Origin of the sequence: Campylobacter concisus (assembly GCF_002913545.1) — a bacterium.
Taxonomy (GTDB): Bacteria; Campylobacterota; Campylobacteria; order Campylobacterales; family Campylobacteraceae; genus Campylobacter_A; species Campylobacter_A concisus_AV.
In genome coordinates this window covers 16,898-39,286 of sequence record NZ_PPBR01000007.1, presented here as the reverse complement: position 1 = coordinate 39,286, position 22,389 = coordinate 16,898, and the positions used below count along the sequence as shown (strand labels likewise).

The 22,389-nt window shown below is 38.0% G+C and carries 18 protein-coding genes and 5 tRNA genes; 1 reads left to right on the top strand and 22 read right to left on the bottom strand.

Features of this window, described 5'->3' with window-relative positions; all coding sequences use genetic code 11:
• Positions 1–119: 119 nt before the first annotated feature.
• The 15 genes from rpoC to CYP05_RS00400 form a co-directional block, all read right to left on the bottom strand.
• Positions 120–4,634: a DNA-directed RNA polymerase subunit beta' gene (rpoC, locus tag CYP05_RS00470; RefSeq protein WP_103641662.1), complete on the bottom strand. Its 4,515-nt coding sequence runs from the start codon at positions 4,632–4,634 to the stop codon at positions 120–122.
• On the bottom strand, positions 4,621–8,766 hold the full coding sequence (gene rpoB / locus CYP05_RS00465; protein ID WP_103608434.1) for a DNA-directed RNA polymerase subunit beta: 4,146 nt from the start codon (positions 8,764–8,766) through the stop codon (positions 4,621–4,623). Before rpoB ends, rpoC begins: the two co-directional genes overlap by 14 nt.
• Positions 8,767–8,883: 117 nt before the next feature.
• Positions 8,884–9,261 carry a 50S ribosomal protein L7/L12 gene (rplL, locus tag CYP05_RS00460; RefSeq protein ID WP_021085544.1) on the bottom strand — a complete coding sequence of 126 codons (378 nt, stop codon included), beginning with the start codon at positions 9,259–9,261 and terminating at the stop codon, positions 8,884–8,886.
• Between the two features lie 29 nt (positions 9,262–9,290).
• Positions 9,291–9,776 carry a 50S ribosomal protein L10 gene (gene rplJ / locus CYP05_RS00455; protein WP_103572171.1) on the bottom strand — a complete coding sequence of 162 codons (486 nt, stop codon included), beginning with the start codon at positions 9,774–9,776 and terminating at the stop codon, positions 9,291–9,293.
• Between the two features lie 103 nt (positions 9,777–9,879).
• Entirely contained in the window at positions 9,880–10,581 is a 702-nt protein-coding gene (gene rplA, locus CYP05_RS00450; RefSeq protein WP_002941167.1) for a 50S ribosomal protein L1, read from the bottom strand.
• 59 nt (positions 10,582–10,640) lie between these two features.
• Positions 10,641–11,066 carry a 50S ribosomal protein L11 gene (gene rplK, locus CYP05_RS00445; protein ID WP_002941145.1) on the bottom strand — a complete coding sequence of 142 codons (426 nt, stop codon included), beginning with the start codon at positions 11,064–11,066 and terminating at the stop codon, positions 10,641–10,643.
• A gap of 10 nt (positions 11,067–11,076) precedes the next feature.
• Positions 11,077–11,610, bottom strand: a complete 534-nt coding sequence (nusG, locus tag CYP05_RS00440) for a transcription termination/antitermination protein NusG (protein WP_180385147.1) — start codon at positions 11,608–11,610, stop codon at positions 11,077–11,079.
• Positions 11,611–11,621: 11 nt separating this feature from the next.
• Entirely contained in the window at positions 11,622–11,801 is a 180-nt protein-coding gene (gene secE / locus CYP05_RS00435; protein ID WP_002941070.1) for a preprotein translocase subunit SecE, read from the bottom strand.
• Between the two features lie 17 nt (positions 11,802–11,818).
• Positions 11,819–11,894, bottom strand: a tRNA-Trp gene (locus CYP05_RS00430).
• A 19-nt stretch (positions 11,895–11,913) separates the two neighbouring features.
• Positions 11,914–12,072, bottom strand: coding sequence for a 50S ribosomal protein L33 (gene rpmG / locus CYP05_RS00425; RefSeq protein WP_002941157.1), 159 nt, complete (start codon positions 12,070–12,072; stop codon positions 11,914–11,916).
• A 53-nt stretch (positions 12,073–12,125) separates the two neighbouring features.
• On the bottom strand, positions 12,126–13,325 hold the full coding sequence (tuf, locus tag CYP05_RS00420) for an elongation factor Tu (RefSeq protein ID WP_002941132.1): 1,200 nt from the start codon (positions 13,323–13,325) through the stop codon (positions 12,126–12,128).
• A 72-nt stretch (positions 13,326–13,397) separates the two neighbouring features.
• Positions 13,398–13,472, bottom strand: a tRNA-Thr gene (locus CYP05_RS00415).
• A 124-nt stretch (positions 13,473–13,596) separates the two neighbouring features.
• A tRNA-Gly gene (locus CYP05_RS00410) sits at positions 13,597–13,673 on the bottom strand.
• Positions 13,674–13,680: 7 nt separating this feature from the next.
• A tRNA-Tyr gene (locus CYP05_RS00405) sits at positions 13,681–13,765 on the bottom strand.
• A 52-nt stretch (positions 13,766–13,817) separates the two neighbouring features.
• A tRNA-Thr gene (locus CYP05_RS00400) sits at positions 13,818–13,893 on the bottom strand.
• 258 nt (positions 13,894–14,151) lie between these two features.
• Here CYP05_RS00400 and CYP05_RS00395 point away from each other — a divergent pair.
• On the top strand, positions 14,152–14,400 hold the full coding sequence (locus tag CYP05_RS00395) for a hypothetical protein (RefSeq protein WP_002941090.1): 249 nt from the start codon (positions 14,152–14,154) through the stop codon (positions 14,398–14,400).
• Here CYP05_RS00395 and CYP05_RS00390 read toward each other — a convergent pair.
• The 7 genes from CYP05_RS00390 to CYP05_RS00360 all read right to left on the bottom strand — a co-directional run bounded on the left by CYP05_RS00390 (position 14,397) and on the right by CYP05_RS00360 (position 22,382).
• Positions 14,397–14,891 carry a transglutaminase-like cysteine peptidase gene (locus tag CYP05_RS00390; RefSeq protein WP_258031482.1) on the bottom strand — a complete coding sequence of 165 codons (495 nt, stop codon included), beginning with the start codon at positions 14,889–14,891 and terminating at the stop codon, positions 14,397–14,399. The genes CYP05_RS00395 and CYP05_RS00390 overlap by 4 nt on opposite strands.
• A gap of 124 nt (positions 14,892–15,015) precedes the next feature.
• Positions 15,016–15,651, bottom strand: a complete 636-nt coding sequence (locus tag CYP05_RS00385; protein WP_002941084.1) for a response regulator transcription factor — start codon at positions 15,649–15,651, stop codon at positions 15,016–15,018.
• A 17-nt stretch (positions 15,652–15,668) separates the two neighbouring features.
• Complete coding sequence (locus tag CYP05_RS00380; RefSeq protein ID WP_103641660.1) at positions 15,669–16,166, bottom strand: DUF5416 family protein; 498 nt, start codon at positions 16,164–16,166, stop codon at positions 15,669–15,671.
• Positions 16,166–17,632, bottom strand: a complete 1,467-nt coding sequence (locus tag CYP05_RS00375) for an HlyD family type I secretion periplasmic adaptor subunit (RefSeq protein ID WP_021089988.1) — start codon at positions 17,630–17,632, stop codon at positions 16,166–16,168. Before CYP05_RS00375 ends, CYP05_RS00380 begins: the two co-directional genes overlap by 1 nt.
• Before the next feature lie 2 nt (positions 17,633–17,634).
• The gene (locus tag CYP05_RS00370; RefSeq protein WP_002941147.1) at positions 17,635–19,773 is read right to left on the bottom strand and encodes a type I secretion system permease/ATPase; all 2,139 of its coding nucleotides are present in this window, start codon (positions 19,771–19,773) and stop codon (positions 17,635–17,637) included.
• Between the two features lie 3 nt (positions 19,774–19,776).
• On the bottom strand, positions 19,777–21,726 hold the full coding sequence (locus CYP05_RS00365; protein WP_103641659.1) for a bifunctional diguanylate cyclase/phosphodiesterase: 1,950 nt from the start codon (positions 21,724–21,726) through the stop codon (positions 19,777–19,779).
• Positions 21,723–22,382 carry a transglutaminase-like cysteine peptidase gene (locus CYP05_RS00360; protein WP_103641658.1) on the bottom strand — a complete coding sequence of 220 codons (660 nt, stop codon included), beginning with the start codon at positions 22,380–22,382 and terminating at the stop codon, positions 21,723–21,725. The genes CYP05_RS00365 and CYP05_RS00360 overlap by 4 nt, the downstream gene beginning before the upstream one ends.
• Between the last annotated feature and the right edge of the window lie 7 nt (positions 22,383–22,389).

Here is a 22,389-nt window from a genome sequence, read left to right as displayed (position 1 = left end):
ATATTTTTAGTTATGGATTTTATTTAATATTGATTAATGGCTTGTAAATTTTGAAATTTTGTAAATTTAAGTGGGTAAATTTATAAGAGGTTTAAGCCCCAAAAGCGGGGCTTAATATATTAGTTTTCTTTGATCTTTATCTTTTTATCTTTATAAAAACCAGTACCAACTGGGATCATACGTCCAAGGATGACGTTCTCTTTTAGATCTTCAAGATAGTCAAATTTAGCAGCGATTGACGCTTCTGTTAAGACCTTAGTTGTCTCTTGGAATGACGCAGCAGAGATCACACTATCACTTCCAATAGCCGCTCTTGTGACACCAAGAAGGATCGGCTCAGCGATAGCTGGCTCGCCACCCATTTTCATGATGCGCTCGTTCTCTTCTTTAAATTTGTTTCTTGAAACCATGTCGCCAACGATGAAATTTGTATTTCCGCTATCGACGATTTTGACTTGGCGAAGCATTTGAGAGACAATGATCTCGATGTGCTTATCAGCGATCGCAACACCTTGGCGGCGATAAACTTGCTGAATTTCACTGATCAAATAGTAGTGAAGTGCCTTTTCGCCAAGAATTCTTAAGATATCGTGACTTGAGATAAGTCCGTCTGTTAGCTTCTCGCCAGCATGGACAAATTCGCCGTCTCTTACTTGGATCTGGCGGCTCTTTTCTATCAAATACTCAGCTGTCGTGCCATCTTCTGCTTGGATGATGATGCGCTCTTTTGAGCGAAGTGGCTTGTCAAATCTAACAACGCCGTCGATCTCTGCAACAATAGCTGTATTTTTAGGACGTCTTGCTTCAAATAGCTCACTAACTCTTGGAAGACCGCCGGTAATATCTTTTGACTTAGCAACAGCTTTTGGAGTCTTGGCCAAAATGTCAGCTTGGGCCACTTCATCGCCACTTGAAACAAAGATCGCAGTTTTTGGATCAAGTGGATACTTGATCAAATGTCCGCTCTTTGTAGTGATAATGATCGCTGGTTTTACGCCACTTGGCAAGTACTCATTGATAACAAGACGTCTTTGACCAGTTGCCTCGTCAGCTTGCTCAGTCGCACTATATCCTGGCTCGACATCTTCAAAGCCAACCACACCAGCTTCTTCTGCGATAGTTGGAGTTGAGTATGGATCCCACTCAGCGATTATTAGCTTGTCATCTTTTTCAGGTAGTGAGACTACTGTCACTCTTTCTACCGCATCATTATCTGATACTTGGATGATAGAATTTCTTGGGATGTAGTGGCGAACTGCCTCACGTCCATCCTTGTCAGAAACGACAACAAAGAAGCCTTTTTCAGTTACTTTGTGACCTTTTTTGATATCTTTTAGTCTATCAAGGAAGTCACCTTTTAGTATGAAAAATTTAACCACACCATTTGCATCTGCTGTGATCTTTCTAGTTACTGGATCGCCGTCTGAAATTTTAAGCTCACTAGCATAAGGGATACGATTTGGAACGTTCCAGCCCTCTTTTATAATCTCGACGATACTCTCATTCTCTTTTACCTTATCGCCATTTGCATAAGGGATATACATCTTGCCTTCGATCTTGCCGCTAACGCCAGCTAGTTCGTTTGGCTTAGCAAGATCGTTTCTTCTAATTGTATATTTAACCTCTTCTTTTTTGCCTTTAATCACAATATTTACATCTTCGTGAGCATATTCGATCTCGATTTTACCATCGATTGTTGATTTTATCTTTGGCTCAACAAGTAGTACAGCTGCACTTCTTCTGTTTGCAACAATTTTCTTGCCGTTGTTCTCGTATGTGCTAAGGTTGTAATATCTAATAAAGCCCTCTTTTTGAGCGATGACTTGGCGGTCTTGTTGTTCAGTAGAAGCCGTACCACCAATGTGGAATGTTCTTAGCGTTAGCTGAGTACCTGGCTCACCAATTGATTGAGCTGAGATGATACCGACAGCCTCGCCTGGTTTTACGAGTTTGCCCTCACCCAAATTTAAGCCGTAGCATTTTGCGCAAACGCCTTTTGGCGCCTTGCACGTGATAGGAGTTCTAATGCTTACTGATTTTATGCCAGCTTCTGTTATAGCTTTGGCTTTTTCTTCATCAAGCAATGTGCCTTCACTAAATAAAATTTCATTTGTTATAGGATCGATCACATCATCTGCCAAAACACGGCCCAAGACCCTCTCTTCAAGGCTTTCGATTAGCTCGCCGCTCTCTGTGATATCTGTGATCTCAACACCCTCGTGTGTACCGCAGTCGTGCATTGTGACTTTAACGTTTTGAGCAACGTCGATTAGCTTTCTTGTTAGGTAACCAGCGTTGGCAGTTTTTAGCGCGGTATCAGCAAGACCTTTTCTAGCTCCGTGGGTTGAGTTGAAGTACTCCATTATGTTTAGACCTTCACGGAAGTTTGAAATGATCGGTGTTTCGATGATCGAGCCGTCCGGTTTTGCCATAAGACCACGCATACCAGCTAGCTGGCGAATTTGCGCAGCACTACCTCTCGCACCTGAGTCAGCCATCATATAAATTGAGTTAAATCCGCCCTTGTCACTTTGGATAAGCTTCATCATCTCGCTTGCAACGCTGTTGTTTGTATCTGTCCAGATATCGATGATCTTGTTGTATCTCTCACTATCTGTTAAAAGACCAGCGCCGTATTGCTTTTGAATTTCACGAACTTTTTTCTTAGCTTCGTCGATATATTTTTGCTTGCTATCTGGCACGATGATATCTGCGATAGAGATAGAAATTCCCGCTTTTGTAGCATATCTAAAGCCTAAATTTTTAAGCTTATCAAGGAAGTCAGCCGTTACTTCAAGGCCGCCATTTCTATAAACATAATCAACCAAATTTGCAATGTCTTTTTTCTTCATGATCTTGTTCCACATATTTTCAGGGACAAAATCAGGAAGTATCGCTCTTAATATCAAGCGACCAGCAGTTGTAAAGATGATCTTGTTATCAACCATTGTCTTAATTTTTGCGTGAAGACCAAGAGTATTAGCCTCTTCAGCGATCATTACTTCATCAACGCTTGAGAAAATTTTATTTGCACCTTTTTCATCATTTCTTTCTAGGCTTAGGTAATAAATTCCCAAAACCATATCTTGTGAAGGGACCGTGATAGCCTTACCACTTGCAGGAAGCAAGATATTCATTGAGCTAAGCATCAAAATTTTGCACTCAGCGATAGCCTCTTGAGATAGTGGCACATGAACAGCCATTTGGTCACCGTCGAAGTCAGCGTTGAAAGCCGCACAAACTAACGGGTGAAGCTGGATCGCCTTACCTTCAACAAGAACTGGGTGAAACGCCTGGATAGAGAGCTTGTGAAGTGTCGGAGCACGGTTTAGCATAACTGGATAGTCTTTAACGACCTCTTCTAAGCACTCCCAAACCTCATTTGTCTTATCTTCTATCATCTTTTTAGCTTGCTTAACGGTTGTCGCATAGCCTTTTTCTTCAAGGCGAGCAAGCAAATGTGGCTTAAATAGTTCTAAAGCCATCTTCTTTGGAAGACCGCACTGATCCATCTTTAGCTTTGGACCAACGACGATAACAGAACGTCCAGAGAAGTCAACACGCTTACCTAGCAAATTCTGACGGAAGCGGCCTTGCTTACCTTTGATGATCTCGCTTAGTGATTTTAGAGGGCGTTTATTTGCACCTTTTACTGCGTTTGCTCTACGGCCATTATCAAATAGCGCATCAACAGCCTCTTGAAGCATTCTCTTTTCGTTTCTGATAATGATCTCAGGTGCGTCAAGCTCAAGTAGGCGTTTTAAACGGCTATTTCTATTTATTACACGGCGATATAGATCATTTACGTCTGAAACAGCAAATTTACCGCCATCAAGATTAACAAGTGGTCTAAGATCAGGCGGAAGAACTGGTAAATTTGTTATCATCATCCACTCTGGGCGGTTGCCTGAATTTAAAAAGCTCTCGATAACCTTTAGACGTTTTACGATAGTCTTTTTCTTGGCCTCAGAATTTGTAGCCTCCATCTCTTCTTGTAGCTGATTTAAAATTTGAGTTAGATCAAGCTCAGCTAGCATATCATAGATGACCTCGCCACCCATTCTAGCACTAAAGCCACTCTCTTCATATCTTGAAGCTAGGCTTTGATATTGCTCTTCGTTTAAAACGTCATATTTTTCAACTTTTTTAGAATTTTCATTGTCATAATAAGCCTCGCCAGCGTTATCAACAATGTATGCCTCATAGTAAAGTACGCGCTCAAGATCTTTCATCTTGATACCAAGAAGCGCACCAATACGGCTTGGTAAGAAATTTACATACCAAATATGAGCCACTGGAGTTACAAGCTCTATGTGACCCATGCGAGAACGACGAACTTTAGATGTTGTTACTTCAACGCCGCACTTTTCGCACTTGATGCCCTTATAACGCATCTTTTTATATTTGCCACAAAGACACTCATAGTCACGGATCGGTCCAAAAATTTTGGCGCAAAACAGACCGTCACGCTCAGGTTTTAGCGTGCGGTAGTTGATAGTTTCTGGTTTTTTAACCTCACCATAACTCCAAGATTTTATCTTCTCAGGACTTGCTAAACGAAGTTGAAAAGCTTCAAAATCACGAGGTCTATGCTCTTCTTTTATCTCAACTGGTTTTAAATTAGTTAGTTTCATTTGTCTCATCCTCATCATATACTTCCACATCAAGAGCTAGTGATTTTAGCTCGTTTGTTAGAACAAAGAACGTCTCAGGGATACCAGTCTCAGGAACGTTTTCACCTCTTGTTAAAGCTTTATAAGCAGAAAGTCTTCCCTCAACATCATCTGATTTTACAGTTAGCATCTCTCTTAGTGTATGAGCAGCACCATAAGCCTCAAGTGCCCAAACCTCCATCTCACCAAATCTTTGACCACCAAATAGCGCCTTACCGCCGACAGGTTGTTGTGTAACAAGGCTGTATGGTCCAGTACTTCTTGCGTGAACTTTTTCATCAACCAAGTGGTGAAGTTTTAGCATATACATACAACCAACATTAACGCGTTCTCTTATCTTTGAACCTGTGCGTCCATCATATAGCTCAGTTTTACCGTCACTATCTATCTTTGCCATCTCAAATAGTTTTGCAAATTCGTCAGCTTTAACGCCTTCAAAAATCGGAGTCGCAAATCTTACGCCATTGCTCCAATCTTTTGCATACTCAAGAAGCTTCTCATCACTCATCTTACCAAGAGCTTTTTTAGCATCCATTAGCTTAGCAACGCTTGCGATCTCTATCATCTTAGCTCTTAGCTCTTTTATCCACTCGCCTTTTTTGGTCTCAAAAATTTCATTAATCTGCTCACCTAAACGGTAACCAACAAGACCAAGGTGGCTCTCTAAAATTTGACCGATGTTCATACGGCTTGGAACGCCTAGTGGGTTTAGCACGATATCAACGATCTGACCGCTTGGAAGGTAAGGCATATCGACTTCTCTAACTATATTTGAAACGATACCTTTGTTACCGTGACGTCCAGCCATCTTATCGCCAACTTTTAGTTTGCGTTTTGTAGCTATATAAACTTTTACAAGTTTTACAACACCACTTGGTAAAATGTCATCTTTTTCTAAAATTTCTATCTTAGCGTCGTGCTCTTCTTTAAGCTTTTTCTTCTCATTTTGGAAGTAATTTTTTAGCTCATCATATTTCTTTTGGATATCTTTTGAAAAGCTCTTTACGATAGCATTTAGGGTAAATCTATTGATATTCTCAAAGTCAGCTTTATTGATCTTTGAGCCTTTTTTATACTCTTTTTTATTTACCTCTTGATCGCTCGCTAGTGGGTTTTTAGAAAGAAGCGCTGTAACTTTTAGCATCTCTTCGCGGTCTAGCATAAGCAGTCTATCGTGATGCTCTTTTTCTAAAAGTGTCTTCTCTTCTTCGTAAGCCTTGTTTGTTCTGCTATCTTTTTCATAGCCTTTTTTAGTGAAAATTTTAACATCAACAACCACGCCTTCCATTGAAGCTGAAGCATAGAGCGATTTATTTACAACATGGCCTGCTTTTTCACCAAAGATAGCACGAAGTAATCTTTCTTCTGGGGTTGGTTTAACTTCGCCTTTTGGAGATACTTTACCAACAAGGATCATGCCAGGCTTGATCTCTGTACCGATTTTAACGATACCGCTTTCGTCAAGGTGCATAAGCTCCTCTTCTTTGACGTTTGGTATATCTTTTGTTATCTCTTCAACGCCGTCTTTTAGCTCACGAGCCTCGATCTCTTTTTCATAGATATGAACGCTTGTAAAGGCATCTTCACGTATCATTTTTTCACTAATAACGATCGCATCCTCGTAGTTGTAGCCATTCCAAGGCATAAATGCGATTAGTGCGTTTTTACCAATAGCTAGCTCGCCTTTTTCCATGCTTGGGCCATCAGCTATGATTTGATTAGCAACGATCTCGTCGCCTTTTTTAACGATCGGATGTTGTGAAAATGTAGTATTTTGGTTTGTTCTTAAATTTTTCTCTAAAGAGTAGTGATCGATATATGGACCAGCTTCATCTTCACCAAGGATAAAGATGTTTTTATTATCAACCTTTTCAACCACGCCACCTCGTTTTGCTTTTACGCTCTCCCAAGCATCTCTTGCGATAACACTCTCCATACCTGTTCCAACGATAGGAGCAGTTGAACGAAGTAGTGGCACTGCTTGACGCTGCATGTTTGAGCCCATAAGCGCACGGTTGGCGTCGTCGTGCTCTAGGAAAGGGATAAGCGAAGCTGCAACACCGGCTATCATACCAGAGCAAAGGTCGATCAAGGTAACATCTTCTCTACGAGCAAGCATCATCTCGCCCTCTTTTCTAACCTCGATCAAGTCTTCAACAATATGTCCGTTTTCATCAAGCTTGGTTGATGCTGGAGCGATAACATTGCCCTCTTCTTGTGTCGCTGTTAGATAGACTATCTCATCAGTCACTTTACCATCGACGACCTTTTTATAAGGCGCCTCAACAAAGCCAAGGTCATTTACTTTTGCATAAGTTGAAAGGGTGTTGATAAGACCGATATTTTGACCTTCTGGAGTCTCAACCGGACAAATTCTGCCGTAGTGAGTTGGGTGAACGTCACGCACCTCAAATCCAGCACGCTCTTTTACCAAGCCACCCTCGCCAAGTGCAGATAGACGGCGCTTATGAGTAACCTCACTAAGTGGGTTTGTCTGATCCATAAACTGGCTTAGCTGACCGCCTGTGAAAAATTCCATAATTGTTGCTGTGATCATTTTTGGATTGATAAGATCATAAGGCATGATCTCGTCAGTATTGTTGCTTAGGCTTGTAAATTTATCACGGATAGCCTTTTGCATCTTAACAAAACCAAGGTGAAGCTCACTAGCAAGTAGCTCACCGATAGATCTTATGCGGCGGTTACCAAGGTGGTCGCGGTCGTCAATGTGACCTTGTCCGTTTTTAACTTTTATAAGATATTTTGCAGTTTTGATGATGTCTTCACTAGTTAGTAAGGTAACGTACTCTGGCACATCAAGCGAGAGCTTGTGGTTCATCTTCATACGACCAACTTTTGTTAAGTCATATCTTTCAGGGTTAAACAATATATCATTTACAAAGCTTTTTGCAGCCTCTTTAACTACCGGCTCGCCAGGTCTCATGACCTTGTAAATTCTAATCGCAGCAAGGTCATTTTCATCATCTACACCCTCAGTTTGTTTTAAAACTTTAAGCATGTCGTTGTCGGCGATAAATGAATTTATTATAGCGTCATCAACACCAGCTGCAGAGTTGTTTATAATGTCAATACTTTCATGCTCAGCTAAAATTTTTGCAAGTTTATTCTCATCAAGAGCAGATAGCGTGTCATATAAAATTTCACCGCTTTCTGTGTTTATCACAGGGTTTGCCAAATATCTACCTATAAGTGCTTCGATCGGATACTCGACAAATTTAACGCCATCTTCGATTAATTTATCAGCTTTTTTCTTTGTTAGGCGCTTGCCAGCTTGGTGAAGAACCTCTCCATCTTCATTTTTTATATCATACTCAACTCTTCCTAGATAATCCTCTGGATTGAAAAGAGTTAAAAATTTATTATTTTTAATAACTAAATTTTGTATCGGATAAAATAGCTTAATAATGTCTTGTTTTTTATATCCTAATGCCCTAAACAAGATAGTTACAGGCACTTTTCTGCGCTTATTTATCCTAACATATAAAATATCTTTTGTATCATATTCAAAGTGCAACCAAGATCCGCGATCTGGGATTATTTGAGCTGTATAGATAAGTTTATTTGCAACAGTCGCACTCTCCTCTTGTTTAAAGATAACACCAGGGCTTCTATGGAGTTGATTTACAACAACACGCTCAACGCCATTTATAATAAATGAAATTCTATCTGTCATTAACGGAATTTCACGTATGAAAATTTCTTGCTCTTTTATATCTTTAACGCCAACTTTATCACCAGTCTTATCGTCTTTTTCATGGACGATAAGGCGTATTTTCATCTTTAAATTTACAGAGTATGTAAGACCTCTTTCTATGCACTCTCTGATTGTATATTTTGGTTTTCCAATCTCTGAGCTAACATATTCTAAAGTCAAACGATTTTGCGGATCATGTATAGGGAAAATCGACTTAAAAACTTTTTCGATACCGCTTTCTGTCTGATTGTTATTTAGATTTAAAAAATTATCAAAGCTCTTTTTTTGTAGTTGTAGTAGGTTCGGAACGTCTATCTCCTTAACGACATTAGAGAAGTCAACTCTAAGACGATTTCCTGAGTATAAGCTATTTAACATTGCATCTACCTCGTGGTAATTTTGAAAGAAAAGTATAGCCTTTTACAAGGCATCTAAAATTTAAAAAAGAGAGAGCCTCTGCCCTCTCTTGAAATATTAAGCCTAAATAATAAAAAATTATTTAAGTTCAACCTTAGCACCAGCCTCTTCAAGCTCTTTTTTAGCTGCTTCAGCTTCATCTTTGCTAACGCCTTCTTTAAGAACAGATGGAGTTCCTTCAACTGCGTCTTTAGCCTCTTTAAGACCAAGACCAGTAAGTGCTCTAACAACCTTAATAACGTTGATTTTCTTATCACCAGAATCAACAAGAACGATGTTAAATTCTGTTTTTTCTTCAGCAGCAGCTGCACCAGCAGCAGCAGCTGCACCACCAGCTACCATTACAGGAGCTGCGCTAACACCGAATTTCTCTTCAAACTCTTTTACAAGTTCGCTAAGTTCAAGTACAGAAAGATTAGATATAAACTCTAATACGTCTTCTTTTGTAATTGCCATTTTTTATCCTTATTATTTTTTTAATTTAATTAAGCTGATTGTTCTTTTTTCTCTTTAAGCGCATTCAAACCAATTGTGAAATTTTGAATTGGCGCATTCCAAACTTGCAAAAGCATCGCAATAAGCTCATCACGGCTAGGCATTTTAGATAGAGCTTTAACTTTATCAACGCTTGCAACTTCGCCATCAATATAAGCTGTTTTAATTTTGAAAAAATCAGAATTTGACTCTTCAAATTTTGCGGCTACTTTAGTTACTGCTAATTGATCTTCACTCCAAAGATAGATATTTGTATCTTTGAGTTCCATTCCGACTTTATCAGAATTTTTAAGAGCAATATTTGCAAGAGTATTTTTAATAACTTGAACTTTTACATTTTGTTCTTTTGCAGAATTTCTTAAAACTTCAAGTTTTTTAACTGAAAGACCACGATAGTCACAAACTACAATAGCTTCAGCAGTTTTAAATTCACTCTCTAATTTTGCAACAACTTCAGTTTTTTCGTTACGTGTCACTTTTTCTCCTTTCCGACCGGTAATTTCAAGCAGAGCGGGTCGAATCAATTAAGCCCAATGGCCTCGGCTATCTCCAATCTAAGATATAAATTTCTCTAAATTCTTATTTTAAGTCCATAACTTCTTGAGTATCAAGAGTTACAGAAGGGCTCATTGTTAAAGACAATGAAGCATTTTTTACATATCTACCTTTTGCAGTCGCAGGTTTATGTTTATTAATAGCTTTAATAAATGTTGAAATATTTTCATTTAATTGCTCTTTAGTAAAATTAACCTTACCAAGACCTGCATGTATATTTCCTTGCTTATCAACACGGAAATTTACCTGACCACTTTTTGCATTATTGACAGCTTGTGCAACATCCATTGTAACTGTTCCAGTTTTTGGATTTGGCATTAAACCTTTAGGTCCTAAAATTCTACCAACTTTACCTACAAGACCCATTAAATTTGGAGTAGCTATAAGAACATCAAAGTTCATTATACCTTTTTGGATATCCTCAACTAGATCATCAGCACCAACTATGTCAGCACCAGCAGCTTTTGCCTCATCAGCTTTAGCATCTTTTGCTATAACAGCAACTCTTACAACTTTGCCTGTACCAGCTGGTAAAACAACAGAACCACGAACCATTTGATCAGCATGTCTTGGATCAACGTTTAATTTTAACGCAATCTCAACTGTCTCATTAAATTTAGCAGAAGCTAGAGTTTTAACTGTATCGATAGCCTCGCTAAGGTTATAAATTTTATCTTGCTCTACTTTTTTGAGCAATTCTTGAAATCTCTTACTAGTTTTTCCCATAAATTTCTCCGCATATAAATTGCTTCCGTCTTTTGAAAATCAACCTGACGGTAAAGGTTTTAGTCTACTACTTCGACACCCATTGAACGAGCTGAACCAGCAATAATCTTAGCTGCCTGCTCTTTATCATTTGTATTTAAATCAACAAGTTTTTTCTCAACAATTTCTAAAACTTGAGCTTTTGTCAATTTACCTACCTTATTTTTTAAAGGATTATCTGTTCCTTTTGTTATACCTGCAGCCTTTTTAATAAGGTCTGTAGCAGGTGGTTGTTTTGTGATAAATGTAAAACTTTTATCAGCATAAACTGTTATAACGACCGGGATATTAAATCCAACCATATCTTTTGTTTTTTCATTAAAGGCTTTACAAAATTCCATAATATTAACGCCTTTTTGTCCTAATGCTGGACCAACTGGCGGGCTAGGATTTGCTTTTGTTGCGGCAATTTGTAATTTTATTTCACCTATAACTTTTTTAGCCATTTCTTGCTCCTTAAATTATCTTCTCAACTTGTGAATACAAAATATCAACAGGGGTACTTCTACCAAAAATAGAAACATTGAGTCTAAGCTTGCCGTGTATCATGTCATATTCTTCAACGATACCTGTAAAGTTAGCAAAAGGACCTTCTGTTATGCGAACGCTTTCACCATCCTCAAAAAATATTTTAGGTTTTGGTGCCGCTCTTTTTTGAACTTTCTCCAAGATAGTATTTATATCTTTTTCAGTCAATGGTGTAGGCTTTTTAGCCTCACCGATAAAACGTCCAACCTTTGGCAAAGACTGAATTTTATGCCAAAGAGCCGTATCAAGATCTAAACATGCAAAAGCATATCCAGGATAAAGAGTTCTTTCATTAATTTTTTGCTTACCGTTTTTTATCTCTATTACGTCTTCTGTAGGAACGATAACTTCTTTTAGTTGATCTTCGATACCGTGATCTCTAACTAAATTTTCAATTCCTCTTTTTACTGCCATTTCGCTACCAGCGTAAGTTTGTATAGCATACCATTTATGTGACATTATTTTTCCTTATCCTATATAACTTTAGAAAGAACAAAGGACATAATAACATCAACAAGAGCTAAAAAAAGTGAAACAACAGCGACCACGATAAAAACTGCAATAAAAGCATTTCTAATTTGTTCTTTAGTAGGAAAGATAACTTTCATTATTTCCAATTTAGATAGCTTTATATAATTTATAAATTTTTCCATAATCTTAACCTTAATTGTGGCAGGGCAAGAGGGATTCGAACCCCCAACCATTGGATTTGGAATCCAGCGCTCTACCGTTGGAGCTATTGCCCTAATAGCTACTTATTCTTAATTAGCTTTTTAACTTAACTTCTTTATGAACAGTATGTTTTTTTAATCTTGGGCAATATTTTTTGAGCTCAACCTTATCTGTAGTGGTTTTGCTGTTTTTTGTAGTAGTGTAATTAATATCACCACACTCAGAGCATTTTAAACCGATTTTAATTCTCATATATATTCCTTATAGAAAGCCAAAGGGTTTCCCCTTTGGCATAATTTTATAAATTAACCAAGTATTTTTGAAACAACACCTGAACCAACAGTTCTACCACCTTCACGGATAGCAAAACGAGTACCTTCCTCAAGCGCAACTGGAGCTATAAGCTCAACAGAAATTCTTACGTTATCACCTGGCATAACCATCTCTGTTCCCTCTGGTAATGTAATAGAACCAGTAACGTCAGTTGTTCTTACGTAAAATTGTGGTCTATAGTTGTTAAAGAAAGGAGTATGGCGACCGCCCTCTTCTTTAGTTAGGATATAAACCTCACCCTCAAATTTTGTATGAGGTGTGATTGATTTTGGCTTGCAAAGAACCATACCACGTTCAACGTCTTCTTTTTTAGTACCACGAAGAAGAACACCAACGTTATCGCCAGCTTCACCTTGATCCATCTCTTTTCTAAACATCTCAACACCAGTAACTGTTGTTGTTTGTGTAGGTTTGATACCAACGATTTCTATTGTGTCACCAACCTTAACAACACCTTTCTCAATTCTACCTGTTACAACTGTACCACGACCTGAAATTGAGAAAACATCTTCGATTGGCATAAGAAGATCTTTGTCCGTAGCACGAACTGGAGTTGGGATATAGCTATCAACCGCATCCATTAGTTCCATAATTTTTGCTGACCATTCGCCATCTTGTCCAGCTTTTGCCTCTTCAAGAGCTTTAAGCGCTGAACCAGAAACTATCGGAGTATCATCACCTGGGAAGTTGTACTCGTTAAGTAGTTCGCGAATTTCCATTTCAACTAGTTCAAGTAACTCAGCGTCATCAACCATATCTGCTTTGTTCATGAAAACAACGATATAAGGAACACCAACTTGGCGAGATAGCAAGATGTGCTCTCTAGTTTGTGGCATTGGGCCGTCTGCTGCAGAAACAACTAGAATAGCGCCGTCCATTTGAGCAGCACCTGTAATCATGTTTTTTACATAGTCGGCGTGGCCTGGGCAGTCAACGTGAGCATAGTGACGTTTTTCTGTCTCATACTCAATGTGTGAAGTAGCAATTGTAATACCGCGCTCTTTCTCTTCTGGAGCATTATCAATATTATCATAATCTTTTAGCTCAGCAAGACCTTTGCGTGAAAGAACAGCAGATATTGCAGCTGTTAAAGTAGTTTTACCATGGTCAACGTGACCGATAGTGCCTATGTTTACGTGTGGCTTGTTGCGTGAAAATTTTTCTTTAGCCATCTTTTCCTCCGTTATGATATGTGTCTTTATCTAATTCAAATTCGTATAGTAATATAAAATCATATAAACCAGTGGAGCTCATAGCGGGACTTGAACCCGCGACCTCTTCCTTACCAAGGAAGTGCTCTACCTCTGAGCCATATGAGCGAAAAACGCTTGGCTGAGATGATTTTAATCAACATACAAACAACTAAAAATTCATGAAAATAAAGATGGAATAACTGTGTTTAGTAAAATCTAGATACAGCTCCCAGTTTACTTTCCCAAATTTTGGAGCGGGAAACGGGGCTCGAACCCGCGACCCTCAGCTTGGAAGGCTGATGCTCTAGCCAACTGAGCTACTCCCGCATAACAATGGTGGTGAGACGTGGATTCGAACCACGGAAGACATAGTCAGCAGATTTACAGTCTGCCCTCGTTGGCCGCTTGAGTATCTCACCTTAAACATTAATAAGTTATTTTGGTATTTTCTGGTCAAACACTGTTACAAAATGGAGCTGGTGAACGGACTTGAACCGCCGACCCACTGCTTACAAGGCAGTAGCTCTACCAACTGAGCTACACCAGCACCTGTTTTGTGAAGTGGCAATTATAGCCCAAAATAAAATAAAAGTCAAGGAGATTTTGAAAAATATTTTATCTAATTTTTTTGCAATCAAAAATCTATAGAATTTATAAAAAATTTCAAAAATAGCCCACTAATCTGAGCCGCTTTTACAAAAAAACAAAGATAAATTTTACATATATAAAATTTCATATTATCATAGTTTTATTTTTTTTAAAAGCTAAAATTTCTATAATTACGAAAAATTACAAAGGATTTAATATGCAATTTTTACCTTGGGCGGTAATTTTACTGCTAATTTACGTGATCTATTTCTTAATGATCCGCTATGAAAAAAAGATAGCGACACTAAGCAAAATGATCGAGCAAAACAGTGATGGTATCAAAGAAAATAGAGACCTTATAGGTCAAAACAGATCACTAATCGAGAAAAATAAACACAACATTGAGAAAAATACTAAAGATATTACAACAAATGTTGAAAAAATAGACATTGACTTGGAAGATTAATTCTTCCAAAATTTCTCTTCTTTTTCCTTTTTTATTAAATTTTCGTAAGTTTGCATTCTTATATTCACTGGCTCTAAATTTATGCCATCTTTTTTTATCTTAAAATATTTCCCATCCATTAAGCAATACTCTGGCACCAAGTCGTAGCGCTTTGAAAGTGGCAAAACTCTAAAGCTTAGATTATCCAGTATCAAAGGCTCTTTGTGTAAATTTTCCCAAACCGCTAGCACCATATGATATTTTTTCGTATTTTTTTCCTGAACAACTAGAAGGCATTTTTGATTATCCACGCCAAGATCTTTTAGGCTATCGCGTTTTGATATCGCGTACTCTTCGCAGTCTCCGCCACCTCGCCTTAAAAACTCGCCTCTAGTGCTCCACACATCTACATTTGTATTGTAAAAATCATCATATCTTGGCATCAAAGAATTTAAGTATGAATTTATGAGCTCTAGCTTTCTAATAAAGCTTTCGTATTCTATTTTTTTCATAAAATTTGCATAGTGATTTAGGATATTTTTGCAAATTTGATTTTTGCATTGAGATATATTTTTTGGAGAAATTTCAAAATTATTTGCAAAAAGAGAAGAAGCAAAAAAGAGAAGAAGCAAAATTTTACGCATGCAGCTGCTTCATCAAAAGCACAAGACCTATTCTATCTTTCACATTTAGCTTGCTGTAAATCGACGTAGTGTGCGCCTTTACCGTCCTTAAAGTAATGCCTGTTTGCTCTGAAATTTCATTGTTTGTTAGACCTTGGTAGATTAAGTTTGCGATCTCTTTTTCACGTGAGCTAAGCTCACTTAGATCAGACTTTTTCTCCAAAGTTTCACTTTCATTATTTATATATGAGCCAGTTAGTTCTCCGATCATCGCTTGGATAAATTCTGGATAAAGCCAAACTTTGCCATTTAAAATCGTCTCAAAGGCATCTTCAAAGTGTGTCTTTCTCATGTGTGAGTTTGCATATCCTTTGACACCAAGAGCCAGCAGATGTTTGCCTTCACTAAATTTTGGTTCGTTTGCAAGGATTAGACATTTTATATTTGGAAAACTTTCATGAATGGTTTTAATATTTTCATCAAGGCTATCTTTAAAGGCATTTGTATCGATACCGACGATATCGACCTCGTCGTTTAAATTTGCAAAAAAATCCTTTTTATTGTGAGTAAATTTCACACTATCATCTGAAAAATACCCTCGCCAAAGATTATTAAGCGAACCATTTTGAGTAAAAAAAACCACATTCATAACCTTATTTCCTTATATCATATATAGGTTTGCTCGTAAATTTTTGACTCATTTACGAAAACGACCAAGTGGCGCTCCTTGCCACTATTTGCCACAAATTTATAACTAAAAGTAGATAAGAATTTCTCAACCACTTCTTTGCTCTCTTTTAAAAAGATACTCATCTCAAAACAACCATTTGATATGGCGTATCTATATGGCACACTAAGAGATAGTAAATTTAGATTAAAGTCCAAGCTATCATGGCTCTCATCATAGCCACTAATTGATATCTTGATGCTGCTTACTAGCTCATCTTCTATCTTTAGCCCAGCAAAGCTGATGTGCTCTTCTTTTTTTAAATTTATCATCTCATCAAAGCTTTTTTCACAGTCTTTAAAGAGAAATTTAACGACCCCTCTTCCGATTAGATCGCATATTTTGCCATCATTTAAAATGACAAATTCCTCAGCCAGCTTTGCTCTTGAAATTTGATATTCGCTAAAATTTCGCTCAAAGCTAGCTGACTTTTGCATTATCGCTCCGTTAAAGCGTTTTGTTTTGCTTTTAAGATAGGTTTTAGCAGATAGTCAAGTATCGTCTTTTTACCAGTGATGATATCAGCTGAAACTATCATACCAACTTTTATCCTAAGTGGCTTCTCTTCGCTACCAAGATAGTTTTTCTCGGTTTCTATCCTGACTAGATAGTAGCTCTCGCCTGTTTTTTCATTTGTCTCAGTATCGGCACTGATCTGCGTTACTTTGCCTTTTAAGCCGCCATAAATGCTAAAATCATACGCCGTAAATTTAACCATCGTATCAAGTCCAGGTCTTAAGAATGCAACGTCAGCTGGCTTAACCTTTACCTCGGCGATGAGCTTATCTTCTAGTGGGACGATCTCAGCTATGTTTTCACCAGGCTTGATAACGCCTGAGACAGTATGCACCATCATCTTACTAACGATACCATTTACCGGAGATCTTACATAAGTTCTTTCAACCCTATCGCTTAGGCTGATTTGCGACTCGTTTATCCTTGCGATCTCAGCAGAGACTTCATTCAGCTCTTTTTTTGCATTGTTTTTAAATGCCAGCTTTGCCTCTTCTATCTTATTTTTTGCCTCTTTTATGGTTGATTCGACCCTTGGCACAGCAAGCACAGATGCGTCAAGCTCGCCCTTTAGGTCATTTACACGTCTTTGAAGTTGGATATACTCGACCTCACTAACAAGACCTTTTTTAAAGATAGGCTCCATGATCGCTTTTTCTTTTAAAACAAGGTTGTAGCTATTTTGAGTTTGAGAAATTTTATTTCTAAGCTCATTTAGCTCACTTTGGCGTTGATGGATCTGCTCTGTTAGAATTCCTATTTGCTCATTTAGGTGATCGATGTTTGAGTTGTGCAAGCTTATCTCGTATCTTACGGCCTTGCTATTGTTGGCATCTCTTGTTTCGTTGTAGTCAAATTCTTTATCATTAGCTTCAGCATCAAGCCTCATAAATTTGGCCTGAAGCTCATCAAGTCTTAGCTTTGACTCGCCGTAGCTACTTGTAAAGTTTTTATTATCAAGCCTGATTAAAATTTGATCTTTTTTAACCTCATCGCCCTCTTTTACAAAAATTTGATCCACGATACCACCTTCAAGGTTTTGTATCGCTTGGTTTTTGCCTGATGGGATGATCTTGCCGCTACCTCTTGTTATCTCATCTATCTGCGCCCACGAAGCCCAAAGAAGTAGCCAAAATACAGTTATGCTAACTGCGTAAAGTATCTTTTTAGAGGTTGATGGAGCTTTTGCCAAAACTGCTTCTGAGAGGCTTGACATAAATTTCAAGTCATAAGCATCGTAGTTTTTAGCCTGAATGTTTGACTTGATGCCATCTACGCTATTTAAAATTTGATCTCCAGCGCTCTCTTGCTCTTTTATGTCGCTTTTTTGGACTGGCTTTTCGTCTGGCTTTAAATTTTCATTTTGTTGATTTTTTATATCTTCTTGCATAATCACTTCCCACTAAGTCTAGCTAAAACTTCGTCTCTTGGACCATCTAGTAAAATTTTGCCGTTATCCATCACTATGAGTCTATCAACAAGATCGAGCATCGATGTTCTGTGAGTTACTAAAATCATAGTTTTATTTACGGTATTTACCTTTAAATTTGCTTTTAGCTTGCTCTCAACTGTGTTGTCTAGTGAATTTGTAGGCTCGTCAAGCAAGATGATAGGACTATCAAGCAAAAATGCCCTAGCCACGGCTATACTTTGACGCTGACCGCCGCTAATGCCATCACCTCTTTCAAATACTGGCATATCAAAACCAAGTGGGTGAGCATTGACATATTCATCGACGCCACTTACCTTAGCAGCTTTAATGATCTGCATATCATCGACATAAGGAGCTTTTTGAACGATATTTTCTCTAACCGTTCCTTTAAATAGCACAACATCTTGTGGCACATAGCCGATATTTCTTCTAAGGTCAGCTGGGTCTATCTGGTTGATATCTATACCATCAATTAGCACTGAGCCTTCAGTCGGTGCATAAAGGCCTAGGATTATCTTTTGTAAGGTTGTCTTACCAGAGCCATTTCTACCGATGATGCCTACTTTTTCGCCTGGCTGGATGACAAAATTTATCCTATCAAGTGAGCCTTTTGTAGTATCTGGATATGTAAAGCTAACGTTTTTAAACTCTATCTTGCCCTCAAAAGAATTTCTTCTAACAAATTTCTTGCCTTCAGGTCTTTCAACTGGCATCTGCATGATCTTGCTAAGGCTTTGATAAGCTGTCTTTGTCTGCTCAAAATTTGCAGCTAGTGAGGCTACTTGACCCATAGGGGCGATCGCACGAGAGCTAAGCATAACAGCAGCGATCAAACCGCCCATTGTAAGGTGCGTATCTTGTATCATATAAACGCCAAGAACGATGATAGCGATAGTGTTTAACTGAACCAAAAATGAAGTCACAGTTGTGATTGAAGTAGTGATTATTTTTGATTTGATGCTTCTGTTTGCTATCTCGCCAGTCGCCTCTTCCCAGTTCCACTGCACGTGACCGCTAGCACCAAGAGTTTTAATGGTCTCCAAGCTACTAAGGCTCTCTATCAAAATTCCATTTTTCATAGCTGAAGCCTCAAATGTGCTTTTGATCGCGTTTTGAAGTGGGTCTTTTATAAAAAATGTGTAGCACAAAATAGCTATCATGATAACGATAGGCACAAGCACAAGATAGCTTCCTATAAAATAGGTAACTATCAAGAAGATTAACGCAAATGGTAGATCCACAATGGCAGCAAGCGACGCAGATGAGAAGAAATTTCTAACTGTATCAAATTCTTTTAAGTTACTAGCAAATGAACCAACTGACTTTGGCTTATTGCTAAATTTCATATCCATTACGCGCTCAAACAAGATAGAGCTCATAATGATATCGCTCTTCTTACCTGCGATCTCAAGAAAATATGAACGAACAAATTTTAAAAATAGATCGATGCCATAAACGACGCTCACGCCAAGCGCTAGAACCCAAAGTGTCTCAACTGCGTTATTTGGCACAACGCGGTCATAGACGTTCATCGTAAAGAGCGGGCTTGCAAGGACAAATAAGTTTATGATAAAGCTTGCTATCACGACGTCAAAGTAAATTTTCTTAGAGCGCTTTAAAGTGCCCCAAAACCAGTGGTCATTGCCAGCGTCGATAAGCTTTGTCGAGCTTGTATCTTCTGGGACAAATTCACGTTTTAGGTAGTAAGCATAGCCTAGATACTCATCTTTTAGCTTACTTGTTTCTATCGTGCTAGTGCCAGTTGAAAGATCAGGCGTGATGATGTTTGCCATCTTTTTGTCTTCGCTGAAAGATTGCAAGATGCACGCTTTTTTGCCTCTAAGCATCAAGATGCAAGGTAAAACTAAAGGCGAAATTTGATCAAGGTCTTTTCTGACAAGCGTCGATGCAAAGCCAGCACGTGAAGCTGCACGAGAAAATAAAGACTTCGAGCTCTTTAGTGAAAAAAGCTCGATCTCTTCGCCATCTTTTACAGGCAGACCGATAGTCAAAGCATCGGCACTATATGGGTTATTATGAAGTTTGGTAAAGATCACCAAACATTGAAGCAGTTCGTCTTTTATCTTATCGCTATGCATCTATCATCCAATATTTTTGATTTCATCTATGTAAATTCCTTGCATATTTTTAATGCCAAGCTCAATTAGCTTACTCTTTTGCTCTTCACTCTCAACACCAATCGCAATCAAAATGATATCTTTTGAGCTTAAAACAACATCTAGTGATTGTTTTGTGTTTGCTCCTGATTTATCACTTAAAAAGTCGATTAAGACGCTTGACTGGATCTTTACGTAGTCTGGATTAAATTCTTTTAGTTTCTCAATGCCTTTTGCATTAAGATCAAAATGGTCAAATCCAAAACCAAAGCCGAGTTCTTTTAATTTTTTAGTAAGTCTAACTATACTTTCGATACTAATATCGTCTTTGTTTGGAATTTCTATATAGTTTTTAGATTTTGAAATTTGAGCGATTTTTTTAAGTGTAGCTTCAAATTTTGAGAAATTTTCATCCGAGCTTAGTATTTCTTTACCCAAATTTATCGCCAAGCTTCCTTGAGGCAAGATATTTTCAGGCAAAATTCTAGCGATTCTATTTAGGATATGAAGATCGAGCATCGCACCTAAATTTAGCTCATTTACCATTGGCATAAAGTATGATGCCATACGCCATTTGCCCTCGCTATCAACGAGTCTTAGATAAAGTTCGTACTGCTCAAAGTTTGAGTCAAAACCAACTACTTTTTGAGCTGCAAATTTAAATTTATCCTCTTTTATAGAGTCAAAGATAAGCTCTTTATATTTCTCTTTACCGATGACTAAGGTGTTTTGATTTGCATTAAATTCCTTGCAAGTAAAGCAACCAGCCAGTCTTGCACTAGCCAAAGTAACGTCAGCCGATGTAAGTAGCGTCCTCATGTCAGTACTTGGTGAGTACTCGACAATAGCAGCATTGACTGGGCATTCGCTATCGTTTATAGAGAAATTTGCATAGAGTTTTTTAAACTCAGCCATGATCTTATCGTCTAAAGCTGAGAAATTTGACGAGTTTTTACCGTAAGAAAGCAAGATAAAGTCGTTGTCATTTAGCCTTGCAACAATCGTATTTTGGTCATTTTCGGTTGATTTTTCTTGTAAAATTTGGGCTATTTTTATGATGACACTTTGCCATTTTTCAAAACCAAGAACGCCTTTTAGCCCTACTAGATCTTTAAAGCTAACAAGTGATGCAACACCGCTTGAATACTCTTCGCTTGCTAGATACTCACTAAATTTAGTTTGGAAAAATCTTCTATTGTAAGTGCCGCTCATAGAGTCTTTATATAAAAGCTCTTGATACTTGCTAAGCGTAGCCGCCTCTCTTTCAAATATGTCTTGAACCTTGCTAACCATCGAGTTCATGGCGAGCACCATCTTTTTAAGGTCGGTTGTGAATGGAATTCTCTTTTGGATGATAAATTTATTATCAAGTATCGCTTCAGCTTGATCCTGAACCTTAACAAGTGGTCTAAATATCGCCTTAAGGGCGAAAAACGCCACGACAAGAGCGATGATGATCATTAAAGCTAGAAAGTTAAAAATATTTTTTGAGTTTGAGTAAAGCTCATTATAGGCAAGTGCTGTGCTGCCTTGAACATAGAGAGTACCAAATTTAGCCCAGCCAGTCATGATCTCGCTAGTCGCAACAGGAGCTTCAAATTTAGCAATCTTGTAAAACCACTCAGGGATATCTTTAACGATAGTTTGTTGAGAATTTTCTATAAGCACCTTACCATCGACGTCTTCAAGTTTAATGAGCTTATATCTGCCGCTATCAAACATAGAATTTATCATCGTTTGTGCCAAAGACATATCCTCAGGATCAACAATCGGCTTTAAAGCAAGTCCAAGTGAGTTTGCTGTGTGCCTTGCGTTTTCACCGAGCTGGTCGTTGATGTATCCATTTAGGCTCTTAAAATTTAAGTAGCCAACAGCCATAAAAATCACGATGCCAAAAGCTATCACAGCGATCATAATCTGTTTAAATAGCGTCATAAATCCTCTTTTCCTATCCTATCTATTAGTTCCATCCACTTAGGATTTTGTTTTTTATTTCCACCTGGTATTGCCTGACCAAGACCTTCTTGTTTTGCCAAGTATAGCGAATCACCGTTGAAACTATAAACTGGCACGAGGTCTGTTCTTTGAGTTGCGATTTTTATTTTACCATTTATGTTGTCTAAAATTAATGGAATAGACTTTGGTGTATCATAATATGCCAAAACCATATGTGCTTGGTTGTATCTTAAGGCTTTAACGTATGTGAAGTATAATTTTTGAGTTGGAATTCCAAGTTGCTTTAGGGTGAAATACTTTGCGATAACGTAGTCTTCGCAGTCACCAGCGCCTTTGCCTACAAATTCCATTCTGGTAGCCCAGTAATCTTTTTTGTGCCAAATTTGCATATCATCAACCCACCTAAAAGAGTTAAAAAAATCATTTACTTTTATTAATTTCTCTTGTTCGGTTGCATCTTGCAATGAAGTCATTAAAGAATTTAATGCCGATGCCCTTCTTCTTGCATCTTCTCCATAAATTTTAGCCACCTTTGCTATCGTTGTTTGTTTTATAAAATCCCCGACAGCATTTAATGCTAATAACGAAAAAAAGACGCTTAAAGTAAGCGTCCAGAATTTTGCTTTGACCCTCATGGTCATA

Coding starts and splice junctions, on each gene's coding strand:
- rpoC (WP_103641662.1), bottom strand. CDS start 4,634: ATGAAACTAACTAATTTAAAACCAGTTGAGATAAAAGAAGAGCATAGA.
- rpoB (WP_103608434.1), bottom strand. CDS start 8,766: ATGTTAAATAGCTTATACTCAGGAAATCGTCTTAGAGTTGACTTCTCT.
- rplL (WP_021085544.1), bottom strand. CDS start 9,261: ATGGCAATTACAAAAGAAGACGTATTAGAGTTTATATCTAATCTTTCT.
- rplA (WP_002941167.1), bottom strand. CDS start 10,581: ATGGGAAAAACTAGTAAGAGATTTCAAGAATTGCTCAAAAAAGTAGAG.
- rplK (WP_002941145.1), bottom strand. CDS start 11,066: ATGGCTAAAAAAGTTATAGGTGAAATAAAATTACAAATTGCCGCAACA.
- secE (WP_002941070.1), bottom strand. CDS start 11,801: ATGGAAAAATTTATAAATTATATAAAGCTATCTAAATTGGAAATAATG.
- rpmG (WP_002941157.1), bottom strand. CDS start 12,072: ATGAGAATTAAAATCGGTTTAAAATGCTCTGAGTGTGGTGATATTAAT.
- tuf (WP_002941132.1), bottom strand. CDS start 13,325: ATGGCTAAAGAAAAATTTTCACGCAACAAGCCACACGTAAACATAGGC.
- CYP05_RS00395 (WP_002941090.1), top strand. CDS start 14,152: ATGCAATTTTTACCTTGGGCGGTAATTTTACTGCTAATTTACGTGATC.
- CYP05_RS00390 (WP_258031482.1), bottom strand. CDS start 14,891: ATGAAAAAAATAGAATACGAAAGCTTTATTAGAAAGCTAGAGCTCATA.
- CYP05_RS00385 (WP_002941084.1), bottom strand. CDS start 15,651: ATGAATGTGGTTTTTTTTACTCAAAATGGTTCGCTTAATAATCTTTGG.
- CYP05_RS00380 (WP_103641660.1), bottom strand. CDS start 16,166: ATGCAAAAGTCAGCTAGCTTTGAGCGAAATTTTAGCGAATATCAAATT.
- CYP05_RS00375 (WP_021089988.1), bottom strand. CDS start 17,632: ATGCAAGAAGATATAAAAAATCAACAAAATGAAAATTTAAAGCCAGAC.
- CYP05_RS00370 (WP_002941147.1), bottom strand. CDS start 19,773: ATGCATAGCGATAAGATAAAAGACGAACTGCTTCAATGTTTGGTGATC.
- CYP05_RS00365 (WP_103641659.1), bottom strand. CDS start 21,726: ATGACGCTATTTAAACAGATTATGATCGCTGTGATAGCTTTTGGCATC.
- CYP05_RS00360 (WP_103641658.1), bottom strand. CDS start 22,382: ATGAGGGTCAAAGCAAAATTCTGGACGCTTACTTTAAGCGTCTTTTTT.